General features: G+C 59.4%; 23 protein-coding genes, 1 tRNA gene and 2 rRNA genes. 8 read left to right on the top strand and 18 right to left on the bottom strand.

Annotated elements, in window-relative coordinates:
• From G505_RS0116110 to rimI, 7 genes are all read left to right on the top strand, one after another.
• Positions 1 to 110: ribosomal RNA gene (locus G505_RS0116110) — 23S ribosomal RNA — on the top strand; the annotation flags it as partial.
• Between the two features lie 91 nt (positions 111 to 201).
• Positions 202 to 316: ribosomal RNA gene (gene rrf / locus G505_RS0116105) — 5S ribosomal RNA — on the top strand.
• A gap of 1,214 nt (positions 317 to 1,530) precedes the next feature.
• The gene (locus tag G505_RS23095) at positions 1,531 to 1,704 is read left to right on the top strand and encodes a hypothetical protein (protein ID WP_157509253.1); all 174 of its coding nucleotides are present in this window, start codon (positions 1,531 to 1,533) and stop codon (positions 1,702 to 1,704) included.
• Between the two features lie 109 nt (positions 1,705 to 1,813).
• A tRNA-Trp gene (locus G505_RS0116095) sits at positions 1,814 to 1,890 on the top strand.
• 108 nt (positions 1,891 to 1,998) lie between these two features.
• Positions 1,999 to 2,502, top strand: coding sequence for a GNAT family N-acetyltransferase (locus tag G505_RS0116090; protein WP_028110486.1), 504 nt, complete (start codon positions 1,999 to 2,001; stop codon positions 2,500 to 2,502).
• Positions 2,502 to 2,855 carry a hypothetical protein gene (locus G505_RS0116085; protein WP_028110485.1) on the top strand — a complete coding sequence of 118 codons (354 nt, stop codon included), beginning with the start codon at positions 2,502 to 2,504 and terminating at the stop codon, positions 2,853 to 2,855. Before G505_RS0116090 ends, G505_RS0116085 begins: the two co-directional genes overlap by 1 nt.
• Entirely contained in the window at positions 2,852 to 3,301 is a 450-nt protein-coding gene (rimI, locus tag G505_RS0116080; protein WP_157509252.1) for a ribosomal protein S18-alanine N-acetyltransferase, read from the top strand. Before G505_RS0116085 ends, rimI begins: the two co-directional genes overlap by 4 nt.
• A 41-nt stretch (positions 3,302 to 3,342) precedes the next feature.
• On the opposite strand, the gene lipA is transcribed toward rimI, so the two are convergent.
• The 14 genes from lipA to leuS all read right to left on the bottom strand — a co-directional run bounded on the left by lipA (position 3,343) and on the right by leuS (position 17,000).
• The gene (gene lipA / locus G505_RS0116075; RefSeq protein WP_028110483.1) at positions 3,343 to 4,311 is read right to left on the bottom strand and encodes a lipoyl synthase; all 969 of its coding nucleotides are present in this window, start codon (positions 4,309 to 4,311) and stop codon (positions 3,343 to 3,345) included.
• Complete coding sequence (lipB, locus tag G505_RS0116070; RefSeq protein ID WP_028110482.1) at positions 4,304 to 4,957, bottom strand: lipoyl(octanoyl) transferase LipB; 654 nt, start codon at positions 4,955 to 4,957, stop codon at positions 4,304 to 4,306. The genes lipA and lipB overlap by 8 nt, the downstream gene beginning before the upstream one ends.
• Before the next feature lie 74 nt (positions 4,958 to 5,031).
• Positions 5,032 to 5,298 (bottom strand): DUF493 family protein YbeD, encoded by a 267-nt coding sequence (gene ybeD / locus G505_RS0116065; protein ID WP_028110481.1) that lies wholly within the window; start codon positions 5,296 to 5,298, stop codon positions 5,032 to 5,034.
• A 130-nt stretch (positions 5,299 to 5,428) separates the two neighbouring features.
• Positions 5,429 to 6,595, bottom strand: coding sequence for a serine hydrolase (locus G505_RS0116060; RefSeq protein WP_028110480.1), 1,167 nt, complete (start codon positions 6,593 to 6,595; stop codon positions 5,429 to 5,431).
• A gap of 82 nt (positions 6,596 to 6,677) precedes the next feature.
• A complete protein-coding gene (locus tag G505_RS0116055; RefSeq protein ID WP_245568393.1) occupies positions 6,678 to 7,481 on the bottom strand; it encodes a septal ring lytic transglycosylase RlpA family protein in 804 nt (267 codons plus the stop codon).
• The gene (gene mltB, locus G505_RS0116050; RefSeq protein WP_035385492.1) at positions 7,468 to 8,424 is read right to left on the bottom strand and encodes a lytic murein transglycosylase B; all 957 of its coding nucleotides are present in this window, start codon (positions 8,422 to 8,424) and stop codon (positions 7,468 to 7,470) included. The genes G505_RS0116055 and mltB overlap by 14 nt, the downstream gene beginning before the upstream one ends.
• Before the next feature lie 14 nt (positions 8,425 to 8,438).
• A complete protein-coding gene (gene rodA, locus G505_RS0116045) occupies positions 8,439 to 9,548 on the bottom strand; it encodes a rod shape-determining protein RodA (protein ID WP_028110477.1) in 1,110 nt (369 codons plus the stop codon).
• A complete protein-coding gene (gene mrdA / locus G505_RS21800; protein WP_051216332.1) occupies positions 9,538 to 11,415 on the bottom strand; it encodes a penicillin-binding protein 2 in 1,878 nt (625 codons plus the stop codon). Before mrdA ends, rodA begins: the two co-directional genes overlap by 11 nt.
• The gene (rlmH, locus tag G505_RS0116035) at positions 11,416 to 11,883 is read right to left on the bottom strand and encodes a 23S rRNA (pseudouridine(1915)-N(3))-methyltransferase RlmH (protein ID WP_028110476.1); all 468 of its coding nucleotides are present in this window, start codon (positions 11,881 to 11,883) and stop codon (positions 11,416 to 11,418) included. It abuts the gene before it with no gap.
• A gap of 3 nt (positions 11,884 to 11,886) precedes the next feature.
• Complete coding sequence (gene rsfS, locus G505_RS0116030; RefSeq protein ID WP_028110475.1) at positions 11,887 to 12,222, bottom strand: ribosome silencing factor; 336 nt, start codon at positions 12,220 to 12,222, stop codon at positions 11,887 to 11,889.
• Positions 12,223 to 12,257: 35 nt separating this feature from the next.
• Positions 12,258 to 12,911: a nicotinate-nucleotide adenylyltransferase gene (nadD, locus tag G505_RS0116025; protein WP_028110474.1), complete on the bottom strand. Its 654-nt coding sequence runs from the start codon at positions 12,909 to 12,911 to the stop codon at positions 12,258 to 12,260.
• Positions 12,902 to 13,921, bottom strand: coding sequence for a DNA polymerase III subunit delta (gene holA / locus G505_RS21795; RefSeq protein WP_051216330.1), 1,020 nt, complete (start codon positions 13,919 to 13,921; stop codon positions 12,902 to 12,904). Before holA ends, nadD begins: the two co-directional genes overlap by 10 nt.
• A complete protein-coding gene (locus G505_RS0116015) occupies positions 13,922 to 14,410 on the bottom strand; it encodes an LPS-assembly lipoprotein LptE (protein WP_035385491.1) in 489 nt (162 codons plus the stop codon).
• Between the two features lie 10 nt (positions 14,411 to 14,420).
• Entirely contained in the window at positions 14,421 to 17,000 is a 2,580-nt protein-coding gene (leuS, locus tag G505_RS0116010) for a leucine--tRNA ligase (RefSeq protein ID WP_028110472.1), read from the bottom strand.
• A 301-nt stretch (positions 17,001 to 17,301) separates the two neighbouring features.
• Between leuS and G505_RS0116005 the strand changes: the two genes are divergently transcribed.
• The gene (locus G505_RS0116005) at positions 17,302 to 17,805 is read left to right on the top strand and encodes a zinc ribbon-containing protein (RefSeq protein ID WP_028110471.1); all 504 of its coding nucleotides are present in this window, start codon (positions 17,302 to 17,304) and stop codon (positions 17,803 to 17,805) included.
• Here G505_RS0116005 and lnt read toward each other — a convergent pair.
• Genes lnt through G505_RS0115985 form a run of 4 tightly spaced genes read right to left on the bottom strand, consistent with a single transcriptional unit; the run spans position 17,729 to position 21,710 of the window.
• The gene (lnt, locus tag G505_RS21790; RefSeq protein WP_084644033.1) at positions 17,729 to 19,294 is read right to left on the bottom strand and encodes an apolipoprotein N-acyltransferase; all 1,566 of its coding nucleotides are present in this window, start codon (positions 19,292 to 19,294) and stop codon (positions 17,729 to 17,731) included. The two genes, G505_RS0116005 and lnt, sit on opposite strands and share 77 nt — an antisense overlap.
• Positions 19,294 to 20,184 carry a CNNM family magnesium/cobalt transport protein CorC gene (gene corC, locus G505_RS0115995; protein ID WP_028110470.1) on the bottom strand — a complete coding sequence of 297 codons (891 nt, stop codon included), beginning with the start codon at positions 20,182 to 20,184 and terminating at the stop codon, positions 19,294 to 19,296. The genes lnt and corC overlap by 1 nt, the downstream gene beginning before the upstream one ends.
• Before the next feature lie 31 nt (positions 20,185 to 20,215).
• Complete coding sequence (gene ybeY / locus G505_RS0115990; protein WP_028110469.1) at positions 20,216 to 20,671, bottom strand: rRNA maturation RNase YbeY; 456 nt, start codon at positions 20,669 to 20,671, stop codon at positions 20,216 to 20,218.
• Positions 20,655 to 21,710 carry a PhoH family protein gene (locus G505_RS0115985; RefSeq protein WP_028110468.1) on the bottom strand — a complete coding sequence of 352 codons (1,056 nt, stop codon included), beginning with the start codon at positions 21,708 to 21,710 and terminating at the stop codon, positions 20,655 to 20,657. Before G505_RS0115985 ends, ybeY begins: the two co-directional genes overlap by 17 nt.
• Between the last annotated feature and the right edge of the window lies 1 nt (position 21,711).

Below are 21,711 nucleotides of genomic sequence, written 5' to 3'. Positions count from 1 at the left end.
CTTTAAGGTCTCTAAAGGGCCGTCCAAGACTAGGACGTTGATAGGCAGGGTGTGTAAGCGTTGTGAGGCGTTGAGCTAACCTGTACTAATGACCCGTGAGGCTTAACCATACAACACCCAATGGGTTTTGAAATCCCAGATAGAAAAGCGCTTGCGAAAATGCAAACGAGAAAACAGCTTGTGCGAATTGTTCCAAATTCGTCTGACGACCATAGCGCTGTGGTCCCACCTGATCCCATGCCGAACTCAGAAGTGAAACACAGTAGCGCCGATGGTAGTGTGGGAGTTCCCATGTGAGAGTAGGTCATCGTCAGGCACCAAATACGAGAAAGCCCGTTGCTCACGCAACGGGCTTTTTCATTTTCAGCTACCATCGGCGCGATGGTGGTGTGGCGGTGTTGGAGAGAGTCCGTGTGAGACTTGGTCATCGTCAGGCACTTATTCAGAGAGAAGCCCAACCGCAAGGTTGGGCTTTTTTCGTTTTAGGTCCTAAAGCACGCATGAGATCAGGCCCCTGATCCCATGCGCTCATTCCCGCCGCCGGCGCCCAGCAGTGAAACACAGTAGCGCCGATGGTGGTGTGGCGGTGTTGGAGAGAGTCCGTGTGAGAGTAGGTCATCGTCAGGCACCAAATACGAGAAAGCCCGTAGCTAACGCTACGGGCTTTTTTCGTTTCTGCTGTTTAGTGCTTCCTGGTTGCTCGATAAGGGCGACGAAGCACTCCCCTCAACACACGCACAATCGTCTCCCTGGCGCAGGCCAGGGTCCAGTGGCTTTGCTTTGCCCCTTTAAAATCAAAGACTCTGGATACCGGCCTTCGCCGGCATGACGGTGCTAGGGGAAGCAGCATTAGGTTGGATTTGGCACCCCGTGTGCCAGCTGCTCTGACAGGAGGACTTAGACTCTAGGTGCCAAGGCGAAGAAGGACTTCGCTAGCCAATACCCCCTGATACAGCAACAAAGCACTCCCCAACCCACATGCACAATCGTCTCCCTGGCGCAGGCCAGGGTCCAGTGGCTTTCCTACGTTAGCCTACAAAACCGCAGACTCTGGATACCGGCGTTCGCCGGCATGACGGACCGCCTGGTCTTGGTTGGGCAGCGGGAATGATGATGGTTTGAGCAAGGAAGGGATCACTTACTGAGCCAAGTACACTGTGGTTGTTCAGAAGAACCCAGGAGCCTGTGGCTGTTAATCGATGGAGTGTTAATCGAGGATGATTGAAATCGATGGTTATCTTGCTGCACCTGCCCGAATCCTATTCCCTATCGATCTGTGCTATTCCAATCACACCTACTTTAACGAACTGCTCGCAGGCGACATGATCAAAATAAATTTTGCTTTATCAATAGCTTCTGAGCTATGTGTTTGCCAATTTCTGACAGGCTGAACTTTGCTCAGTGACCGGGTTCAAACAGAGGTAGGGGCGGAGTTAGACTTTGGTCAAATAGTCTAAGCTGAGAGGAAGTGATATACCTTCACTCACTGACTCGCAGTATCCCAGAACAGACAACGGAATGAGGTAGAGTATGAACGAATTTGATAAGACTCCTGAGAATGGTACCGAAGGCTTTAATGAGCGTGAGAACTGGCGTTCCGGTAACCTGGGTCGGCAACTGGTCGCCGTACTCGAAGATTCCTATGGTTCAGAAATTGATGGTGATTCTCTGCAGAAGCACTGCTCTGAAGTGGCAAGAGGATAAAACTGTCTAAAATTGACGGTCATTGCTGGTTAGTTGGTCAGTCGGCTATTTTTCAATGAAAAAGGTCTTTACCTTTCAACCTGGGGACGTATAATTCACCTCGTTCGCTAGGGGTGTAGTTCCAATTGGTAGAACAGCGGTCTCCAAAACCGATGGTTGCGGGTTCGAGTCCTGCCACCCCTGCCACATTCCAGACGGCCCGCAGAGAAATCTGCGGGCCGTTTTGCGTTTACCCTCCCACGCTGTTTCCGGCTGGTATACACTGAGCCATCAAATCCATTGGACAGTTTGTTGATGTCTTCCGTTTCCATACGCCCTATGGTGGCAAGTGACCTGGCTGCCGTGGCGGAGATTTATCGCCAGCGCAGTTGCGTCGAGAACTCTTTGCATACGCCGTTTATGTCAGAAGATGAATGGCGGGCAAGGCTTCAGCAGATGGGGCATGACCTTCAATGTCTGGTCGCGGTTCGCCAGCAAAAGGTGTTGGGCCATGCTTGCCTGATTACCTTCGGGTCCGAACCGAGGCGCCGTCATGCTGCCAGCCTTGGCGTGGTGGTTCACTCGGAACACAGGAGGCAGGGGGTGGCATCCGGCCTACTTCGAGAGTTAATCGATACTTGTGACAACTGGCTGGGGATCAGCCGCATCGAGCTTGAAGTGTTTGCGTCCAACGAGGGGGCGGTTGCCCTGTATCGCAATCTTGGTTTTTGCGAGGAGGGACGGATGAAGGGGTTTGCTTTTCGCAATGGTCAGGTGGAGGACGCGATCCTGATGGCAAGGTATGAGGGAGTGGAGTGATGCAGGACGATACCGGGCAAAGGGCGCGCTATCTGGCAACCCTGGGGTTTTCTCAGTGGACGCTCCGGGAAGAGTACTCAGAGGGCTCAAAAAGCGATTCTGCTGGCTCTGAAGGTGTACCGCAGCATCCTGAGTTGACCATCACTCTTCCGGGGCTCTGTGAGGCTCTGGATGAGGATATCAGACTGGCGCTGCGGGAACTGGACTTGGGAGAGTGCCGGGTCCAGTGCGGCGATGGACGCAATCTTGAGGTGCGCCAGGGTGGAGAGGTGCATCTTGCCCTGACAGCAGAGGAACTCGGGTCTTCAGAGGGCAAGCGCCGTCTCTGGTCGGTGCTGAGGAAGGTGGCGTGAGTCATCGGTTTGTAGCTATGGCGTCGGTTGAGCTGGATGAACTGTTTGCCATCGAGCAGCTGTGTCACTCCTTTCCCTGGAGCAGGGCTACACTGGAGAGCTGCATCGGCAGCGGCTATCGGGGCGAGGCACTGCTCTGGGGAGGCCGAGTTGTGGGCTATTACATTACCCAGACTGTGGTGGGCGAGGCGACCCTGATGAATATCTGCATACTGCCGGAGCTCAGGGGGCAGGGGCTGGGCAGGCACCTGCTGCATCGCTGTCTGCAGCAGCTCAGGAGTGAGCGGGCGGAATGCTGCTTTCTTGAGGTCAGGGCTGGCAACACGCCCGCCCTGGGCCTGTACCGGCAAATAGGCTTTGAGCCTCTGGCTGTCCGTAAAGGCTATTACCAGGGGGAGAGCGGCCGAGAAGACGCGGTGATCATGAAACTGACCCTGGACGAGTAATCTCGCACCAATAAAAAAAGGAGCCCGACGGCTCCTTTTTTCTATTTCACCTCTTTGCCCTGGGCCTGAAGGTCGGCGTGATAGCTGGACCTGACCAGCGGGCCGCAGGCGGACTGGGTGAAGCCCAGCTCGAGCGAGTAGTCTCTCAGTGCGTCAAACTCCGCGGGCGGCACGTAGCGCTCTACGGCCAGGTGGTGCCTGCTCGGTTGCAGGTATTGCCCCAGAGTCAGCATCTCAACATTGTGAGCACGCAGGTCCCGCAACACTTCCTGAATCTCTTCGTTGGTCTCACCCAGCCCCATCATCAGTCCGGACTTGGTGGGCACGTCAGGGTGGATCTCTTTGAACTTCTTCAACAGATCCAGCGACCACTGATAGCTGGCACCCGGGCGAGCCTTACGATAGAGGCGGGGTGCAGTTTCCAGGTTGTGGTTGAACACATCCGGTGGCTCGGTGGCCAGGATCTCCAGAGCGCGGTCGATGCGCCCGCGGAAATCGGGTACCAGGATCTCGATCTTGATGTGAGGCGACAGGGCGCGGATTTCGCGAACGCAGTCGGCAAAGTGCTGAGCGCCGCCATCACGCAGATCATCCCGATCCACCGAGGTGATCACCACATACTTGAGCTTCATGTCACGAATGGTTCTGGCCAGCTTGAGTGGCTCTTCCGGATCCGGCTTGAGCGGACGGCCATGGGCCACGTCGCAGAAGGGGCAGCGGCGGGTGCAGATTGCCCCCAGAATCATAAACGTGGCAGTACCGTGGTTGAAACACTCGGACAGGTTGGGGCAGGAGGCCTCTTCACAGACCGAGTGCAGGCCGTGCTTGCGCATGGCGCTTTTAACTTCGTCGATCTTCTGACTGGAAGCGGGCAGCTTGACCCTCAGCCAGTCGGGCTTGCGGAGCATCTCCTGCCGATCTGTGGGTACCACTTTCACGGGGATGCGGGCGACCTTCTCGGCATCACGCAGTTTGACGCCGGGAACCAGCCGCTGTGGGCGTTCACTCATGGGGCAATCCTTCACTCAGGGTCAACTGGGTGTATCCCAGTTTGTTATAGAATATCTGTGCCAGCTCATCGGCGGCTGCGGAGACGTTCTTGGGGCCACCCAGGTGGGAGGTCTGGACCATCTCCATCCCTGCGTAACCGCAGGGGTTGATTCTCATAAAGGGGCTGATGTCCATGTCGACGTTCAGGGCCAGCCCATGGAATGAGCACCCCTTTCGAATTCTCAGGCCCAGGGAGGCCACTTTGCGATCGTCCACATAGACACCGGGGGCGTCTGCCTTGGCATAGGCGGTGATGTCGTAGGGAGCCAGCAGTTCAATCAGGCTCTCTTCGATGTGAGTCACCAGCTGGCGAACCCCAATGCCCAATCGTTTGATGTTCAGCAGTGGGTAGGCCACCAGCTGTCCCGGGCCGTGATAGGTCACCTGACCGCCTCTGTCCACCTGAACCACAGGAATGTCGCCGGTATTGAGCAGGTGCTCCTCCTTGCCTGCCTGACCCTGGGTAAAAACCGGGGCGTGTTCCAGCAGCCAAAGCTCGTCGGCATCGTCCTGAGTTCGGGTGTCGGTGAAGTGCTGCATCGCCTGCCAGACGGGCTCATAGGGCTGTAGCCCCAGGCGACGCACGATAAGAGTTTTTGCGACCAATCCTTTATCACGCCTTGTGGGAAGAGATAGGCCGCATTATACCTGCACAAGGCATAAATGCCAGATGGATCACATTATAGAACCCGGATTACGCCGTCGATTGCGCCAAGTTCGGTATACAGAGTTTCCAGCTGCTCCTTACTGGTGGCGGTGATGTTGATGGTCACCGAGTGGTAGCTTCCTTTGCTGCTGGGGCGCACAGCGGGTTGGTAGTCTCCCGGTGCGTGTGTCTGAATCACCGCCACCACCTTGTCAGGCAGGGACTCATCGGCGTGACCGATTACCTTAAACGGAAAACGGCAGGGGAACTCCAGAAGCTCGTCAAATTTGGTATCCATGATTACTCCAACAGGATTGGTTCGGCTGCAGCCGTTATGGGGGTTAGTGTATCAAATTTCAATCGCCGCCAACGAAAAAGGCCTGCTGTTGCAGGCCTTCACTGGGTTGGTTGCTCCGGCTAAGGGGGGAACCTTAATTAAACCAGCTCATCACCAGCAGCTTGATGTAGTCGACAAGCTTGGAGAACCAGGAGCCCTCTTCGATATCCTGCAGCGCCACCAGCTTGTATTCGGCGATATCCTTGCCGTCCAGCTGGAAGTAGAGCTTGCCCACAACCTGGCCTTTGGACAGGGGCGCCTTCAGCTCTTCGGTCAGCTCGAAGTTGGCTTCCAGCTTTTCCGCTTGACCACGGTAGATGGTCACCGGGGTGTCTTCCAGCACGCCCAAGCTTACTTCGGGCTGGCTGCCGTACCAGATCTTGTGGCTGACAAACTGGTCACCGGCCTTGTAAGGGGTAATGGTTTCGAAGAAGCGGAAGCCGTAGTTCAGCAGCTTCTTACTCTCGGCTTCGCGGGAGGAGGCACTCTTGGCGCCCATTACCACGCTTACCAGGCGCATGTCGCCGCGCTTGGCAGAAGCCACCAGGCTGTAGCCGGCGTTGCTGGTGTGGCCGGTCTTGATGCCGTCCACACCCAGGCTGCGATCCCACAGCAGGCCGTTACGGTTATGCTGACGGATCTTGTTGAAGGTGAACTCCTTCTCCGCGTACAGGGCATACTCTTCCGGCACATCCCGAATCAGCGACTGTCCCAGCAGCGCCATGTCGTAGGCGGTGGTGTAGTGTTCGTCGTTATCCAGGCCGTGGGCGTTGGCGAAATGGGTATCCATCATCCCCAGCTGGGTGCTCCAGGCATTCATCAGGTCGGTGAAGGCGCCCTGGCTGCCGGCGACGTGCTCGGCGATGGCGACACAGGCGTCGTTACCGGACTGGATCACCATGCCCCGGTTCAGATCCTCCAGCAGGACCTCTTTGCCCACTTCGATGAACATCTTGGAGGAATCGGGGAAGTTCTTGGACCAGGCGTTCTTGCTGATCTTGACCTTGTCTGTGAGTTTGACGTTGCCCTGGGCCAACTCCTGGCCCAGTACATAAGAGGTCATCATCTTGGTCAGGCTGGCAGGCGCCCGACGGTCGTAAGCGTTCTCTTCAGCCAGGATCTGCCCGGTCTGAAAGTCCATCAATACATAGGAGGTGGCGTTTACCGACGGGGGATTGGGCACCACGGCTGGAATGGCGGTGGCGGAGGCGGCAAACAGCAGGCCTGACAGGCCCAAAAGCGAGTGCTTCAGATTTTTCATAATGACTAGACTGGAATCCTGTGCGTTTGATGTTAGTCGTGTGTCCTTAACACCGAAAGGGGAGTATATCACTTGGTTCCCTTTACCGGACAAAAGTTTCCGGCGCACCCGAACTTTCATAAACCGTAAAGGCACCCGGGTAGCCAGCGGCCTTTATGGTGTCCAGCATCTCCCGGCTGCGGAAGGGATCCTCGATGGGCCCGAGCTGCAGCTTGTACAATCCACCCTGCCTCAGCAGGCGGCTGCCGACGCCATAAGTCTGCTCCAACTGAACGGCCAACTGTTGCAGCGCCTGTTCGTTGGAGGAGGCGGTCAACTGCAGGTACTGGCTCACTTGGGCTTGAGGTAGCAGGGGCGCGGGGTTGGGTTCGGTGGCCAGGGCCTCTATGCGCACCTTGGCCGTTCCCTGCTTCAGCATGCCGAGATGGAAGGCGGCGGCGTAGGAAAGATCGATCAACCGGTTGCCGTGGAAGGGGCCACGGTCGTTGGCCCGCACCACCACACTCTGTCCATTATCCAGATTGGTAACCCGCAAATAGGTGGGCAGAGGCAAACTCTTATGGGCGGCACTGAAGCCGTACATGTCGTAGGTTTCGCCATTGGAGGTGAGGTGGCCATGGAATTTGGCGCCGTACCAGGAGGCGGTGCCCTCCTCAACGTAGCCTGAGGCACTTTTCTTCACCTGGTAGTTGCGGCCAAACACCATGTAGTCTTTGTTGCCCTGCTTACTGGGGGGCTCATACCTGGGTTTGGGCTGCTCCAGCTGGCTCACATCCGGGGCGTTGCTCGGGGCCCTGTCCTGGGACATGTGGTAGCGGCCGTTGCTGCACCCGGCCAGCAGCCCCAGGGTCAAAAGTCCGGCAAGGGCGAGCTTAAGGTTGGTCATAGGCATCCTGAAGCCTCTTGGCAAACTCGACCGCCGCCATGGCATAGAGCGGGCTGCGGTTGTACCGGGTGATGGTGTAGAAGTTCGGGAACACCTGATAGTACTGAGTGTCGGTTTCATTGCTCTGGAGTGCCAGCAGCGCCGCCTTGTCCGCATTCGCCCCCTGAACCCGGGCGCCACTGGCTTTGAGCTGACCCACGGTGGCGGTCAGGGGCTTGCCGTTCCACATCAGCGCCTTGGCAGGCTCATTGGTGGGGGCATCGATGGCGGCGGCGGCCGGAGCTTGGTGGGACCACTTGTGCTCGGCAAAGTAGTTGGCCACGCTGCCGATGGCGTCCACCGGGTTGTTCAACAGATCCCGTTTGCCGTCGCCGTCGAAATCTACCGAGTAGGCCAGGTAACTGGAAGGGATAAACTGGCCCCAGCCCATGGCACCGGCGTAGGAGCCCTTGGTGTCACCCAGAGTCCAGCCCTCCTGCTGGGCCAGGGTCAGGTAGTGGCCCAGCTCGGAAGCGAAGAACTTGGCGCGCTTGGGATAGTAGAACCCCAGGGTATAGAGGGCATCCAATACCGGATAAGTACCGGTGTGGCGGCCATAGCGGGTTTCGATGCCGATGATGGCGACGATCATCGAGGCATCCACGCCAAACTGGGCTTCGGCCCGCTCAAGGGTCTCTTTATGCTCCTGCCAGAAGGCGATGCCATCCTCGACCCGCTCTTGAGTCAGGAACAGCTGACGGTACTGATACCAGGGTTTGGCTTCCCAGGGGGTGGAGATGGCATCCAGCACCTTCTGATTCTTGCTGGCCTGCTCCAGGGCCTGTTCGATGTAGCTGCGCTCCAGGCCTTTGGCGGTCCACTCCTGGACAAACTGCTGCTGAGGCGTCATGGCGAAGGCGGCACTGGAGAGACCCAGTGCCGAAAGGAGTAACCATTTGGTCATTATTAGCTTCCCGGCTATCTGCTGTTAAAGCGTCTGTGGGTATGAATAGCCATGAGCATGCCAAATCCCGCCATCAATGTCAGCATGGATGTGCCGCCATAGGAGACCAGGGGCAGGGGAACGCCGACCACAGGCAGGATGCCGGAGACCATGCCGATGTTGACAAACACATAGACAAAGAAGGTCAGGATGATGCTGCCGCCAAGCAGGCGGGCAAAGGGGGTCTGGGCTCTGGAGGCGATCACCAGGCCGCGACCGACGATAAACAGGTAGATGGCCAGCAGCACCAGGGCGCCGATCAGGCCAAACTCCTCCCCCAACACCGCGAAGATGAAGTCGGTGTGGCGCTCGGGAAGAAATTGTAACTGGGATTGTGTGCCCCCCAGCCAGCCCTTGCCGGAGAGTCCACCGGAGCCGATGGCGATCTTGGATTGGATGATGTGGTAGCCCGCACCCAGGGGATCTTTCTCCGGATCCAGCAGGGTCAGAACCCGGGTGCGTTGATAGTCCTTCATCAGGTAGAACCACAGCACCGGCAGGAAGGCCAGCACACTCAAGACGCAGCCTGCCACTACGGCCCAGCTCATGCCGGCCAGGAACAGCACGAACACGCCGGAGGCGGCCACCAGAATGGAGGTGCCCAGATCAGGCTGGGAGGCAATCAGCAGGGTCGGCACCAGCAAGATGGCGGCACCGCCTGCCAGGTAGCGCTTTTTCGGTGGCAGGGGGTAGCGGCTGATGTACCAGGCCATGGTGATGGGGAAGGCCAGCTTCATCAGTTCCGATGGCTGAAACTCCATAAAGCCCAGGTTGAGCCAGCGCTGCGCGCCTTTGTTGACCTCACCAAAGAGCTCCACCGCCACCAGCAGGGCGATCCCCACCAGAAAGATGGGCAGGGCCCAGCGGCGAAACACCTCGGGATTGATCTGGGCAATGGCGAACATCACGGTCAGGGACAGGCCGATGCGCACCAGTTGCTTCTCCAGCATCAATGGACTCTGGCCACTGGCGGCGTAAAGCACCATCAGGCCAAAGCCCATCAGGGTGAGGATGCCAAGAAGCAGAGGCAGGTCGATATGCAGCCGCACCCAGAGGTTGGGGCCTTTGCGTACTCTAGTGTTCATTGGTCTTGGCGACCTCCTGGCTGGTTGAGTCAGGCTTGGGTTCCAGGTAGTGATCCAGCAGTGCCCGGGCGATGGGGCCGGCGTTAGCGCCACCCCAACCGGCGTTCTCCAGCACCACGGTAAGGGCAATGGTGGGGTTGTCAGCCGGGGCATAGCCGACGATCAGGGCGTTATCCCGCAAGTGTTCGGCGATCTTGTCCTTCTCGTACTTGGCATCCTCTGCCAGGCCAAACACCTGGGCGGTACCGGTCTTGATGGCGGCGGTGTAGGAGGCGTCGGCGAAGCGCCCCTCGGCGGTTTTCACCATGGCGTCGTGGACGATCTCCCAGGCGTTGTCGTTCTTCAGGACCAGGGGGCGGCGTTCCGAGGGCTCGGTCAGTGCCATCTGCCCCTCCTGTCCCTTGGCGCGCAGCAGGTGGGGGGTGAAATGCCGGCCTCTGTTGATCAGTACCGTCAGTGCTTCGGTCAGTTGCAGGGGCGTGGTGGTCCAGTAACCCTGACCGATGCCTACGGAGATGGTGTCACCGATGTACCAGGGTTCCTTGTAGCGCACCTGCTTCCAATCCCGTGAAGGCATGATGCCGGCGGACTCCTCCTTGAGGTCGACACCAGAATACTGGCCGAAGCCAAAATCCAGCATATAGCGGCTGATGGTGTCGATGCCCATGTCGTAGGCCAACTGGTAGAAGAAGGTGTCATTGGATTTGATCAGCGCGTCGTAGACGTCCACCCAGCCGTGACCCCAGCGCTTCCAGTTGCGGTACTTGCGCTCCACGCCGGGGATCTGCCACCAGCCTGGATCCCAGATGCGGGTTTTCACGGTGATCTTGCCCTCCTCCAGCCCTACCAGCGCCAGCATCGGCTTGACGGTGGAGGCGGGGGCGTACTGCCCCTGGGTTGCCCGGTTGATCAGCGGTCGGGAGCGGTCATTGAGCAGACTGCGGTAATCCTTGCCACTGATGCCGTGAACAAACAGGTTGGGATCGTAGCTGGGGTTGGAGACCATGGCCAGGATGCCGCCATCCCTGGGATCGATGGCCACCAGGGCGCCCCGGTGATCTTTCAGCAGCTCCTGAGCCTTCTGTTGCAGTGACAGGTCCAGGCTGAGGTAGAGGTCATCCCCCGCCCTGGGTGCGGTGGTGTCCAGGGTGCGCACCACCCGTCCCCGGCTGTTGACCTCCACTTCCTGAAGGCCCGGCACTCCATGGAGCTCCTGCTCGTAGAAACGCTCCACCCCCAGTTTGCCGATGTCTTTGGTGGCGGCATAGAGGGCGGCTTTGCCCTCCGCTTCCAGGTTGGCCACGTCATTGCTGTTGATGCGGGCCACATAGCCCAGGGCGTGGGTCAGGCTGTCTTTAAAGGGGTAGTTTCGCTTCAGTCCGGCGACGATCTGAAATCCGGGGAAGCGGTGTTGGTTGACGCTGAATTTGGCCACCTGATCTTCACTGAGCTTGCTGAGCAAAGTGGTGGACTTGAAGCTGCGGCGGGCTTTCACCCGCTCGAGGAACTCCTGCTGGTCACTCTCTGGGATGGCGAAGAACTGGGCCAGTTCGGTGAGGCTCTGCTCCAGGTGCTTCGCCTGTTCAGGGATCACCTCCAGGGAGTAGACCGGCTGATTTTCTGCCAGAAGTACCCCATGGCGGTCATAGATGAGTCCGCGGTTGGGGGCCACGGGCACCACCCGAATACGGTTGTCATTGGAGCGGGTCTGGTATTCGCTGTGGTCGACCACTTGAATGACGTAGAGATTGCTCAGCAGTATGCCGATCAGCGCCAGAACGCCAAAGAGTGAGACCACGGCCCGTCTGCGGAACAGGGCGGCCTCGGCGGCATCGTCGCGGATCTTGGTACGCTGATAAAAACGCATTTACTCTCTGTGATACGGGTGGTTGTTGTTGATGCTCCAGGCCCGGTACAGGCTCTCCGCCATGATTACCCGAACCAGGGGGTGAGGCAAGGTCAGATTGGAGAGGGACCAGCTCTGTTCCGCCGCGGCCTTACAGGCGGGTGCCAGCCCTTCAGGACCCCCGATAAGGATGGCGACATCCCGCCCGTCCATCTGCCAGCGCTCCAGTTGCTGGGCCAGCTGGGGGGTGTCCCACGGCTTGCCGGGGATATCCAGGGTGACGATACGACACCCCTGACAGACTGCCAACATCGCCTCGCCCTCCTTCTCCAGGATGCGAGGGATGTCCGCATTTTTGCCGCGCTTACCCGCGGGGATCTCAATCAGCTCCAGAGGCAGATCCCGGGGGAAGCGCCGCTGATACTCGGCGAACCCCTTCTGAACCCAGTCGGGCATCTTGGTGCCGACGGCGATCAGCTTCAGCTTCATCGGTTATTTCTGCTCCGGATGAGCGGACCACAGCTTCTCCAGCTGGTAGAAGTCACGAGTCTGCTCCTGCATGGAGTGCAGAATCACGTCACCCAGGTCAACCAGAACCCATTCTCCGGACTCTTTGCCTTCAACGCCCAGAGGGGCCTGATCGATGCGCTTGGCTTCCAGGGCCACGTTCTCGGCGATGGCGCGAACGTGGGTTTTGGAGGTGCCGCTGCACACCACCATGAATTCGGCCACGGTGGATTTGTCGCTGATGTCCAGGACCACCAGGTCACGACACTTCAGCTCTTCAGCTTTCTCTACTACAAAGTCTTTCAGTTCTACGGGGGTCACTGTCGGCTCCCAAGGTTAATATGCAAAGCGGACCATTATACCCTGCCGCCGGGGGCGACTCCATGGTCATAGAGGCCATTGTGGTCGATATAGTCGGCAACGGCGGCGGGAATGTGGTCACGGGGCAGCTGGCCTGACGCCAGGGCGGCCCGAATGGCGGTTGAGGAGAGACCCACAGGTTCCAGGTCCGTCAGCAGGATCTGACCGCAGGGGTGCTCGCTTAAGGTGTGTGGATCCGTAGTGATCGCCTCGTTGAACGCACCCAGCTCCGGCGCTGCGATGCCGTGACGACGGCAGACCACCAGATTGGCCAGTTCCAGGATTCGCTCTGGCAGATACCACTGGTTGAAGCTGACCAGGGAGTCCATGCCGATGATGAAGCACAGGGCATCGTCAGGGTGCTCCTGTCTGAGCTGCTCAAGGGTGTCCACCGTATAGGAGGGCTGCTGACGCTTGAGTTCACGGTCGTCCACGGACAGCTGAGGGTGTGGCGCACAGGCAAGTCTCACCATGGCCAGGCGTTGCTCGCTGTCGGCGTGGGCGCCGGGCTTGTGAGGCGGCAGACGGTTGGGCAGCAGCCTCAGCTCATCCAGCCCCAGGCGACGGTGCAGCTCCAGTGCCATCTGCAGGTGACCGTTGTGGATGGGATCGAAGGTGCCCCCCAGCAGGCCGAGCATCCTCAGTGACATGGTGTGAACTCCTGATAGCGCTGGGCAAAGCCCAGGCAGACTTCGCTCAGTTCGGTCCAGGGAGACTCGGCTTCACCCTTGATACGCTGTTCCAGGGCGCCACAGCGCCCCAGCAGGGAGGCGATGCGGGCCAGGGGCAGTCTGTGCAGACAGCCCCGATAGAGGGCCTGACGCTTGGGCCAGATCTTCAGCTTCTTGAACAGGGCAGCCTGATTCTCTCCCCGGCTCACCCCTTGTTGCAGCTCCAGCAACAGCTGCAGCTCCCGGATCAGGGCCCAGTTGATCAGTACAGGTGCGGTGTCCTCCAGTTTGAGCTGCCCCAGCACGGTCAGCGCCTTGTCGCACTGCCCCTGAAGCAACAGGTCCGTCAGCTGGTAAACCGTGTATCTGGACTGGTTGGAGAGCAGCTTGGAGAGGGCATCGCTGCCGATGCTGCGGTTGCCGGCCAGCAGCGCCAGTTGGGCCATCGCCTGGTCGGCGGCCAGCAGATTGCCTTCGAACATCTCGCCAAACTGAGCCAGGGCATCGGGCTGTAGGTTAACCCCATGATGGCGAAGCCTCCCCTGCAGCCAACGCTGGTAATGGGGGCCTTCCGGGGTCAGGGCCTGAACATAGAGGCCAGCAGCTTCCAGGGTTTTGAACCACTTGCTGTTGGTCTGCTCCTTGCCCAGTTTGGGGCCATGGAGCAGCAGCAGGGTGTCCTGAAGCCGGGGGGCCAATTCGGTCAGTACTGCGCTGCCATCGGCACCGGGTTTGCTGTTGGGCAGCTCCAGTTCGATGATGCGGCGACTGGCAAACAGGGAGAGGGACTGGCACTCCTGGGCCAGGTCCTGCCAGTTGAAGGGAGACTCCTGAACCAGGGAGAGGCGTTCGCTGAACCCCTGGTCACGGGCGGCAGCCCGGATCTGGTCCCTGGCTTCATCCCGCAGCAGCAGGTCGTCGCCAAACACCATGACGATGGCAGGCAGCTGGGTCAGGTGCTGCCCCAGCTGGCTGACAAAGATCCGCATCTATTGAACCTTGATGCTGGAGAGGGTGCGGATGATGCGATCAGCCGCTTCGGCACGCATCTCCTTGAGCAGCAGATCCAGCTCGCGGTTTTTCGCCAGGGCGGTGCGGGGATCGTCCAGGTAGTCGCGGCGGATCTCCAGATCGAAGCTCTGGGAGGGTTTGCCCTGGAAACCCACGGCAAACTTCACTGAGTAGATCAGCTCATACTCCGCCACCTGGCCTGAGGGAAACAGGGAGAGGGTGGAGCGCTCCAGATTGTCGTCCCCCAGCCAGAGCCGGGGAGCGGAGTCGTTCTCCACCACATCGATGTCGGAGAGGCGCAGACGCTCGCCCACCAGGCGGTGCAGCTCACCATACTCATCAGAACTCTCCAGTTGCAGAGTCTGAAGCGGTTCGGGGATCAGATAATCCCCCTTGAGATGAAAGCCGCAACCGGCACTGACCAGAAGGGTCAGTGCCAGCAGGGCGGTCAGAGCGTGTCTCAGCACTCCGATCTCCTTAGTTGGCTACGATGTTGAGCAGCTTGCCGGGCACGTAGATCACCTTGCGCAGGGTCTTGCCGTCGGTGAACTTGCTGACGTTCTCCTCAGAGAGGGCCAGTTGCTGGACCTGCTCCTGAGTGGCGTCGGCGGCCACGGTGATGCGGGAGCGAACCTTGCCGTTCACCTGCACCACGATCAGCTTCTCCTCTTCGACCATGGCGTCCTTGTCCGCCACAGGCCACGCTTGGGTGTCGATGTCCCCGTCCATGCCCAAGGCGTTCCACAGGTGGAAACACACATGGGGAGTGATGGGGGCCAGCATCTTAACCACGGCTTCCAGGGCTTCCTGCATCAGGGCGCGATCCTGTTCGGACTCCCTGGGTGCCTTGGTCAGCTTGTTCATCAGTTCCATCACCGCGGCGATGGCGGTGTTGAAGGTCTGGCGGCGCCCCAGGTCATCGCCCACCTTGGCGATGGTCTTGTGCAGGTCACGGCGCAGGGCCTTCTGATCGCCGCTCAGTGCAGTCAGGTCCAGGGCCGGGGCGGTGCCCAGGTTGAGGTGTTCGTAAGCCAGCTTCCACAGGCGCTTGAGGAAGCGGTTGGCGCCTTCTACACCAGACTCCTGCCACTCCAGGGTCATCTCTGGCGGGGCGGCAAACATCATGAACAGGCGCACGGTGTCGGCGCCGTACTTGTCCACCATCTCCTGGGGATCGATGCCGTTGTTCTTGGACTTGGACATCTTGGTCATGCCGGAGTGCACCAGCTCACGGCCTTCGCCGTCGGTGGCCTTGACGATGGCACCCTTGGCATCACGCTCCAGAGTCACCTCGGTGGGGGCAACCCAGACTCGCTGACCGTTGTCACCGGTGTAGTAGAAGGCGTCACACAGCACCATGCCCTGGCACAGCAGGCGCTTGGCGGGCTCGTCGGAGCTTACCAGGCCGGCGTCGCGCAGCAGCTTATGGAAGAAGCGGAAATAGAGCAGGTGCATGTTGGCGTGCTCGATGCCGCCGATGTACTGGTCTACCGGCAGCCAGTAGTTGGCCTTGCTGGGGTCCAGCATGGCGTCGTCGGTACCGACGCTGGTGTAGCGGGCGTAGTACCAGGAGGACTCCATAAAGGTGTCGAAGGTGTCGGTTTCGCGGGTGGCCTTCTCACCATTGATGGTGGTCTGGGACCAGGCCTTGTCCGCCTTGATGGGGCTGGTCACGCCATCCATCACCACATCTTCCGGCAGGATCACCGGCAGATCTTCGGCGGGCACCGGGACGGTTTCACCGTTCTCCAGGGTGGCCATGGGGATCGGGGCGCCCCAGTAACGCTGACGGGACACACCCCAGTCGCGCAGACGGAAGTTGGTGGTCTTGTGGCCCTTGCTCAGTTCACCCAGCTTGGCGGCGATGGCGTTCAGGGCACCGTCGAAGTCCAGGCCGTCGAACTCGCCGGAGTTGAACAGGACGCCCTTGTCGGTGTAGGCCTGCTCGCTGATGTCCAGCTCGCCGTCGGTGGGTTTGATTACCGGTTTGATCTCCAGCCCGTACTTGGAGGCAAACTCGTAGTCACGCTGATCGTGGGCAGGAACGGCCATCACCGCACCCGTGCCGTAATCCATCAGGACGAAGTTGGCGACGAACACCGGCACCTTGGCGCCGTTGAGGGGGTGGATGGCGTACAGGCCGGTGGCCATCCCCTTCTTCTCCATGGTGGCCAGCTCCGCTTCGGCAACCTTGGTGTTCTTGCACTCGTCGATAAAGGCCGCCAGTTCAGGGTTGTTCTGGGCGGCGACCGCAGCCAATGGGTGGCCGGCGGCGATGCCGACGTAGGTCACACCCATCACGGTATCGGGGCGGGTGGTGTAGATGGTGAAGCTTTCATCCATGCCATCCACGTCGAAGGTCATCTCTACCCCTTCGGAGCGACCGATCCAGTTGCGCTGCATGGTTTTCACCATCTCTGGCCAACCGTCCAGCTGATCCATGTCGCTGAGCAGCTGATCGGCGTAGTCGGTGATCTTCACGAACCACTGGGGGATCTCCTTCTGGATCACCGGGGTGTCGCAGCGCCAGCAGCAGCCGTCGATAACCTGTTCGTTGGCCAGCACGGTCTGATCGTTATCACACCAGTTTACTGAGCTGGTCTTCTTGTAGATCAGCCCCTTGTTGTAGAGCTCGGTGAAGAACCACTGCTCCCAGCGGTAGTAATCCGGCTTACAGGTGGCCAGTTCACGATTCCAGTCGTAACCGAAGCCCAGCATCTTCAGCTGACCCTTCATGTAATCGATGTTTTCGTAGGTCCAGGGGGCCGGTGCCGCCTTATTTTTTACGGCGGCATTCTCGGCAGGCAGGCCGAAAGCGTCCCAACCGATGGGCTGCAGCACATTCTTGCCCTGCATACGCTGGTATCGGGAGATCACGTCACCGATGGTGTAGTTGCGCACGTGGCCCATGTGTAGACGGCCGCTGGGGTAGGGGAACATGGAGAGGCAATAGAACTTCTCTTTGCCCTCTTGCTCAACGGCGGTGAAGGTTTGTTGCTGTTCCCAGTGGCGCTGCACATTGGGTTCGATATCGCTGGGGTTGTATTGCTCTTGCATCGACACGATAGGATCCACGACTGATATTTTGATTTCGAGCCAACTATGGCTCATAAAAAGATCTGCATAGAATAACTCAGCGGGCGGCTAATACCAATGATGGGAGGGGCCGATTTTTCCCGATTATCCGCTGGCTGCATCCCAGGTGCCACTGCCGGACGAACGCCAGTCTCACCCGGAGTGTGGCCCCTTAAGTACAAGGGATGTCGGCGGAGTGGATTATGTGTTATACCAAAGATATCAACGAATTGTGCTGGCGGCTTCGCCGGTACTGTCTGACCCAGCTGCAATGGAGATGGCCATGGCGGAAGAAAAAAGTCGGTTGATTGAACGTTACGAGGCGCTGCTGAGGGAGATGGAGCGCCGTTATCAGGAGGATCCGGACCTGACTCTGAGCCAGCTCAGTCAGGTTCTGACAGACAGCAGTGCCTACCTTCAGCTTAAGGAGAGCCTGTCTCAGGGCGAGCTGGAGATGGTGGAGCAGTTTCTGCGCCGGGACCTGGCTGAGTTTGTCCTGCACGCGGGTGATCAGGTGGAGCAGCCCTCAAGCCTGTTTACCCTGGGGCTGGAGAACACTTTGTGGCAGTGGTTGGCGGAGATCACCGATAAGAGCCAGCTGGAGTGGCATGAACTGGGCGAAGACCTGCGCCACCAGGGAACCTACGAAGCCGGTGAGGTGGTCGGCCTGGGGATCCTGGTGTGCGACAAGTGCGGCCATGAGATGACCTTCAATCGGCCTGATCTTCTGCCGGCCTGTCCTGAGTGCGATCATCGCTTCTTCTCGCGGAAGATGCTGGCACCCTGATACAGGCACCCACCAGAGCCAGCAGCGCCAGTAACCAGGCGCTGTTCTGGCCATAACGGCCAAACACCGTGCTGCCCTGAACCAGGGCCACATCGCCGGTGAGTACCCCCTCCTCAAACTGAGGCAGCTTTGCCTGCATCCTTCCCAGTTCATCCACAATGGCGGTGACGCCATTGTTGGTGACCCTGAGCAGTGGCTTACCCAGCTCCATGGAGCGCATCCGGGCGATCTCCATGTGCTGCAGCGGGCCGGTAGAGTGACCAAACCAGGCGTCATTGGAGACGGTCAGCAACAGATCGGTGTCGTCGGTGATGTTGGCCCTGAGCTGCTCGGGGAAGGCAATTTCGTAACAGATGGCCGGCGCCAGGTTGAGCTCGCCAGCCCGCAAGTTCTGCTGCACCCTGTCGCCCCGGGTGAAGGAGGACATGGGCAGGTTGAACAGGGGGGCCAGGGGGCGCAGCACTGATTCCAGGGGCACAAATTCGCCGATGGGCAGCAGATGGCTCTTGTGGTAGCGGTTATCGTCACCGGGCTGGTGGCGCCTGGGGCCATCATCGTCTCCCAGCACCAGCAGCGAGTTGAAGAACTCCCGGGTGACACTGTCGGCGCTGATGATGCCAGTGATCACATGGGTGCCCCGGAAAGCGGCCGCATGATCGAAGCTGTTGAGGAAGTCGTCCACCATCATCTCCGGGGCGGGCACCGCCGCCTCCGGCCACACCACCAGATCCGCATCCATATGGGGGCGACTGAGGTCCTGGTACTTGAGCAGGGTGGGCCAAAGTTGCTCGGGCTCCCATTTGAGACTCTGGGGGATGTTGCCCTGAACCAGGGCCACTGAGAAGGTTTCGCCACTGCGCTCTATGGTGTTCAGAGTGGGCAGCAGAGTCAGGGCCAGGGCGGTGGAGGCCGGTGCCAGCAGCCACAGCCAGCGGCGGCGCAGCAGCATCAGCAGCGCGCCGGCCAGCAGGGCGATAAGCCAGCCCAGGCCCAGGGCACCCAGAGAGCTGGCCAAAGGAGCGAGGGGGCCCTCCACCTGACTGTAGCCCAGCCACAGCCAGGGGAAGCCGGTCAGCAGCTTACCCCTGAGCCACTCAGTTAGCAGCCACAATGCCGAGAAGGCCAGCACCCTGCGACCGCTGGCTTCGGGCCAGAATCGACCCAGCAGCCCTAGGGTCAGGGCAGGGAACAGCGCCAGATAACTCGCCAGCAGGGTCATCAGCAGCAGAGACACCGGCAGGGGCAGGCCGCCGAAATTGTCGATGCTCACATGCACCCAGGCGATGCCGTGGGCAAACAGGCCAAAGCCGAAGCTCCAGCCCAGCAGGGCACTGCGTTTGGCTGTCTGTGCTTCACTGAGCCATAACAGACCCATCAGCGCTGGCAGCAGCACCGGACTGAAGTGATAGGGGGCAAAAGCAAAGGGGGAGAGGGCGCCGCACAGCAGCGCCATCATCAACCGGAGTTTGGAGGAGGGCCGGGACAACATCAGGCGGCAGACTCATCCTCGGTCTGGGGGTTCTGCTTCTCCAGGTTGCGCACCTGCAGCTGCAGCAGCCGCCGGGTATCGGCGTTGACCACCTTGAACTCGAAGCCCGCCAGTTCCACCTTTTCACCGCGCATGGGCAGGTGGTTGAAGGCGTGGCTGACGATGCCGCCGATGGTATCGAACTCCTCGTCGGAAAACTCGGAGCCAAAGTGCTCATTGAACTCTTCGACCGGAGTCAGGGCGGCCACGGACCACACCTGTTTGCCCACCTTGCGGATGTTTTGGGACTGATCCTCATCGGTGTCGAACTCATCGCCGATGTCGCCGACGATCTCCTCGAGGATATCCTCGATGGTGACCAGGCCAGATACGCCGCCATACTCATCGACGACGATGGCCATATGGTAGCGTTTCTGACGAAACTCCTTGAGCAGTACGTCCACCCGCTTGCTTTCGGGGACCACCACCGCGGGGCGCATGATAGACTCCAGCTCCACTTCACTGGCGTCGCCGCTGAAGCCGTAGGGCAACATGTCCTTGGCCAGCAGGATCCCTTCGATGTGGTCCTTATCCTTGTCCACAACGGGGAAGCGGGAGTGGCCGGATTCGATGATGGTGGACAGGTAGGCACCCAGGTCCTGATTCTTTTCGATGGCGATAATCTGGGAGCGTGGAATCATCACGTCACGGACGCGCAGGTCGGAAACCTCCAGCACCCCTTTGATCATCTCTTTGGTGTCCTGGTCAATCAGATCCCGCTCTTCGGCGTCCTGGATCACGTCGACCAGCTCTTTGCGGTTTTTCGGCTCACCGCCAAACAGCTGGGAAATGCGCTCAAGCCAGCTCTTTTTAGGAGAGCCCTGGCTCGACGGAGGGTTGTCTTCGTTCATAACTTCTCGTCGTTAAAACAGCAAAAAAGGCTCAGCGTTCCGTGTAAGGATCGCTGATGCCCAGTCCATGGAGAATGCGGGTTTCCAGAGTTTCCATCTGCTCCGCTTCCTCATCCTCCAGATGATCATAACCTATCAGATGCAGGCAACCGTGTACAACCATGTGGGCCCAGTGGTCCCTGGCAGTTTTTTGTTGCTCTTTTGCCTCTTTTTCAACAACTTCTGCACAAATCACCAGGTCACCGATCAGGTCGGTGGGGATCATCGGCGGTGCTTCAAAAGGGAAGGAGAGCACATTGGTGGGTTTGTCCTTGCCCCGGTAGTCGCGGTTGAGTTCCTGGCTCTCTTCGGCGCTGACGATACGGATGCTCAGCTCCGCAATGTCGCGCTCCTGGGCCAGGGCGGCCTCGGCCCAGCTTTGGAACTGGGCTTCGCTTGGCAGATCAAAGCCTTCGGCTACAGGCTGAAGATCAAGAATCAGTTCCATCCTCTTTGGCCTCCTCCTGCTGGCGGGTTTTCTCCCGCTCGACCTTGAGCTTGTGTTGCTCCTGGTCATGTTTCTCATAGGCGTCAACGATGCGCGCCACCACGGGGTGACGGACCACGTCGCCGCTCTGGAAGAAGTTGAAGCTGATGGATTCCACATCGCGCAGCACTTCGATGGCGTGGCGCAGGCCGGAACGGACATTGCGCGGCAGATCCACCTGGGTGATGTCGCCGGTGATCACCGCCCGGCTGTTGAAGCCGATACGGGTCAGGAACATCTTCATCTGCTCTGTGGTGGTGTTCTGACTCTCATCCAGGATGACGAAGGCATCATTGAGGGTGCGGCCACGCATGTAGGCCAGCGGGGCCACTTCGATGACGTTGCGCTCAATCAGCCGCTCCACCCGCTCGAAACCCAACATCTCAAACAGGGCGTCGTACAGGGGACGCAGGTAGGGATCCACCTTCTGGGAGAGGTCGCCGGGCAAAAAGCCCAGCTTCTCACCCGCTTCCACCGCGGGGCGGGTCAGCAGGATGCGACGCACCTCCTGGCGCTCCAGGGCATCCACCGCAGCCGCCACCGCCAGGTAGGTCTTACCCGTACCGGCCGGACCGACACCGAAGGTGATGTCGTGGCTGATGATGTTACGGATGTACTGCGCCTGGTTGGGGTTGCGGGGTTTGAGGATGCCACGCTTGGTCTTGAAGAACACCTCTTTGCCCAAGGCGCTCTCATCCTGTTCCGCTTCGAGGGCAACGAACTCCTGAATCGCCAGGTGCACCTGATCGGGCTCCAGATCCGGCATGGCGCCGCGTACCGGGGCGGTCTGCACATAGAGGTCCTTGAGGATGCCGATGGCGCCATGAACAAACTGAAGCTGACCCACCACCTGAAAGTGGTTGTTGCGGTAGCTGATCTCTACGCCGAGTCGGCGCTCCAGTTGTTTCAGGTTATCGTCGAAGGGGCCGCACAGGGCGGCAAGCCGGCTGCTTTCAGCCGGCTCGAGGTACACATCGTGTGTCACTAATTTGTTGGTCAAG

It is taken from the genome of Ferrimonas futtsuensis DSM 18154 (assembly GCF_000422645.1).
In the GTDB taxonomy this organism is placed as follows: domain Bacteria; phylum Pseudomonadota; class Gammaproteobacteria; order Enterobacterales; family Shewanellaceae; genus Ferrimonas; species Ferrimonas futtsuensis.
The sequence above is the reverse complement of the archived record's forward strand: the minus strand, read 5'-3'. Positions and strand labels throughout refer to the sequence as shown.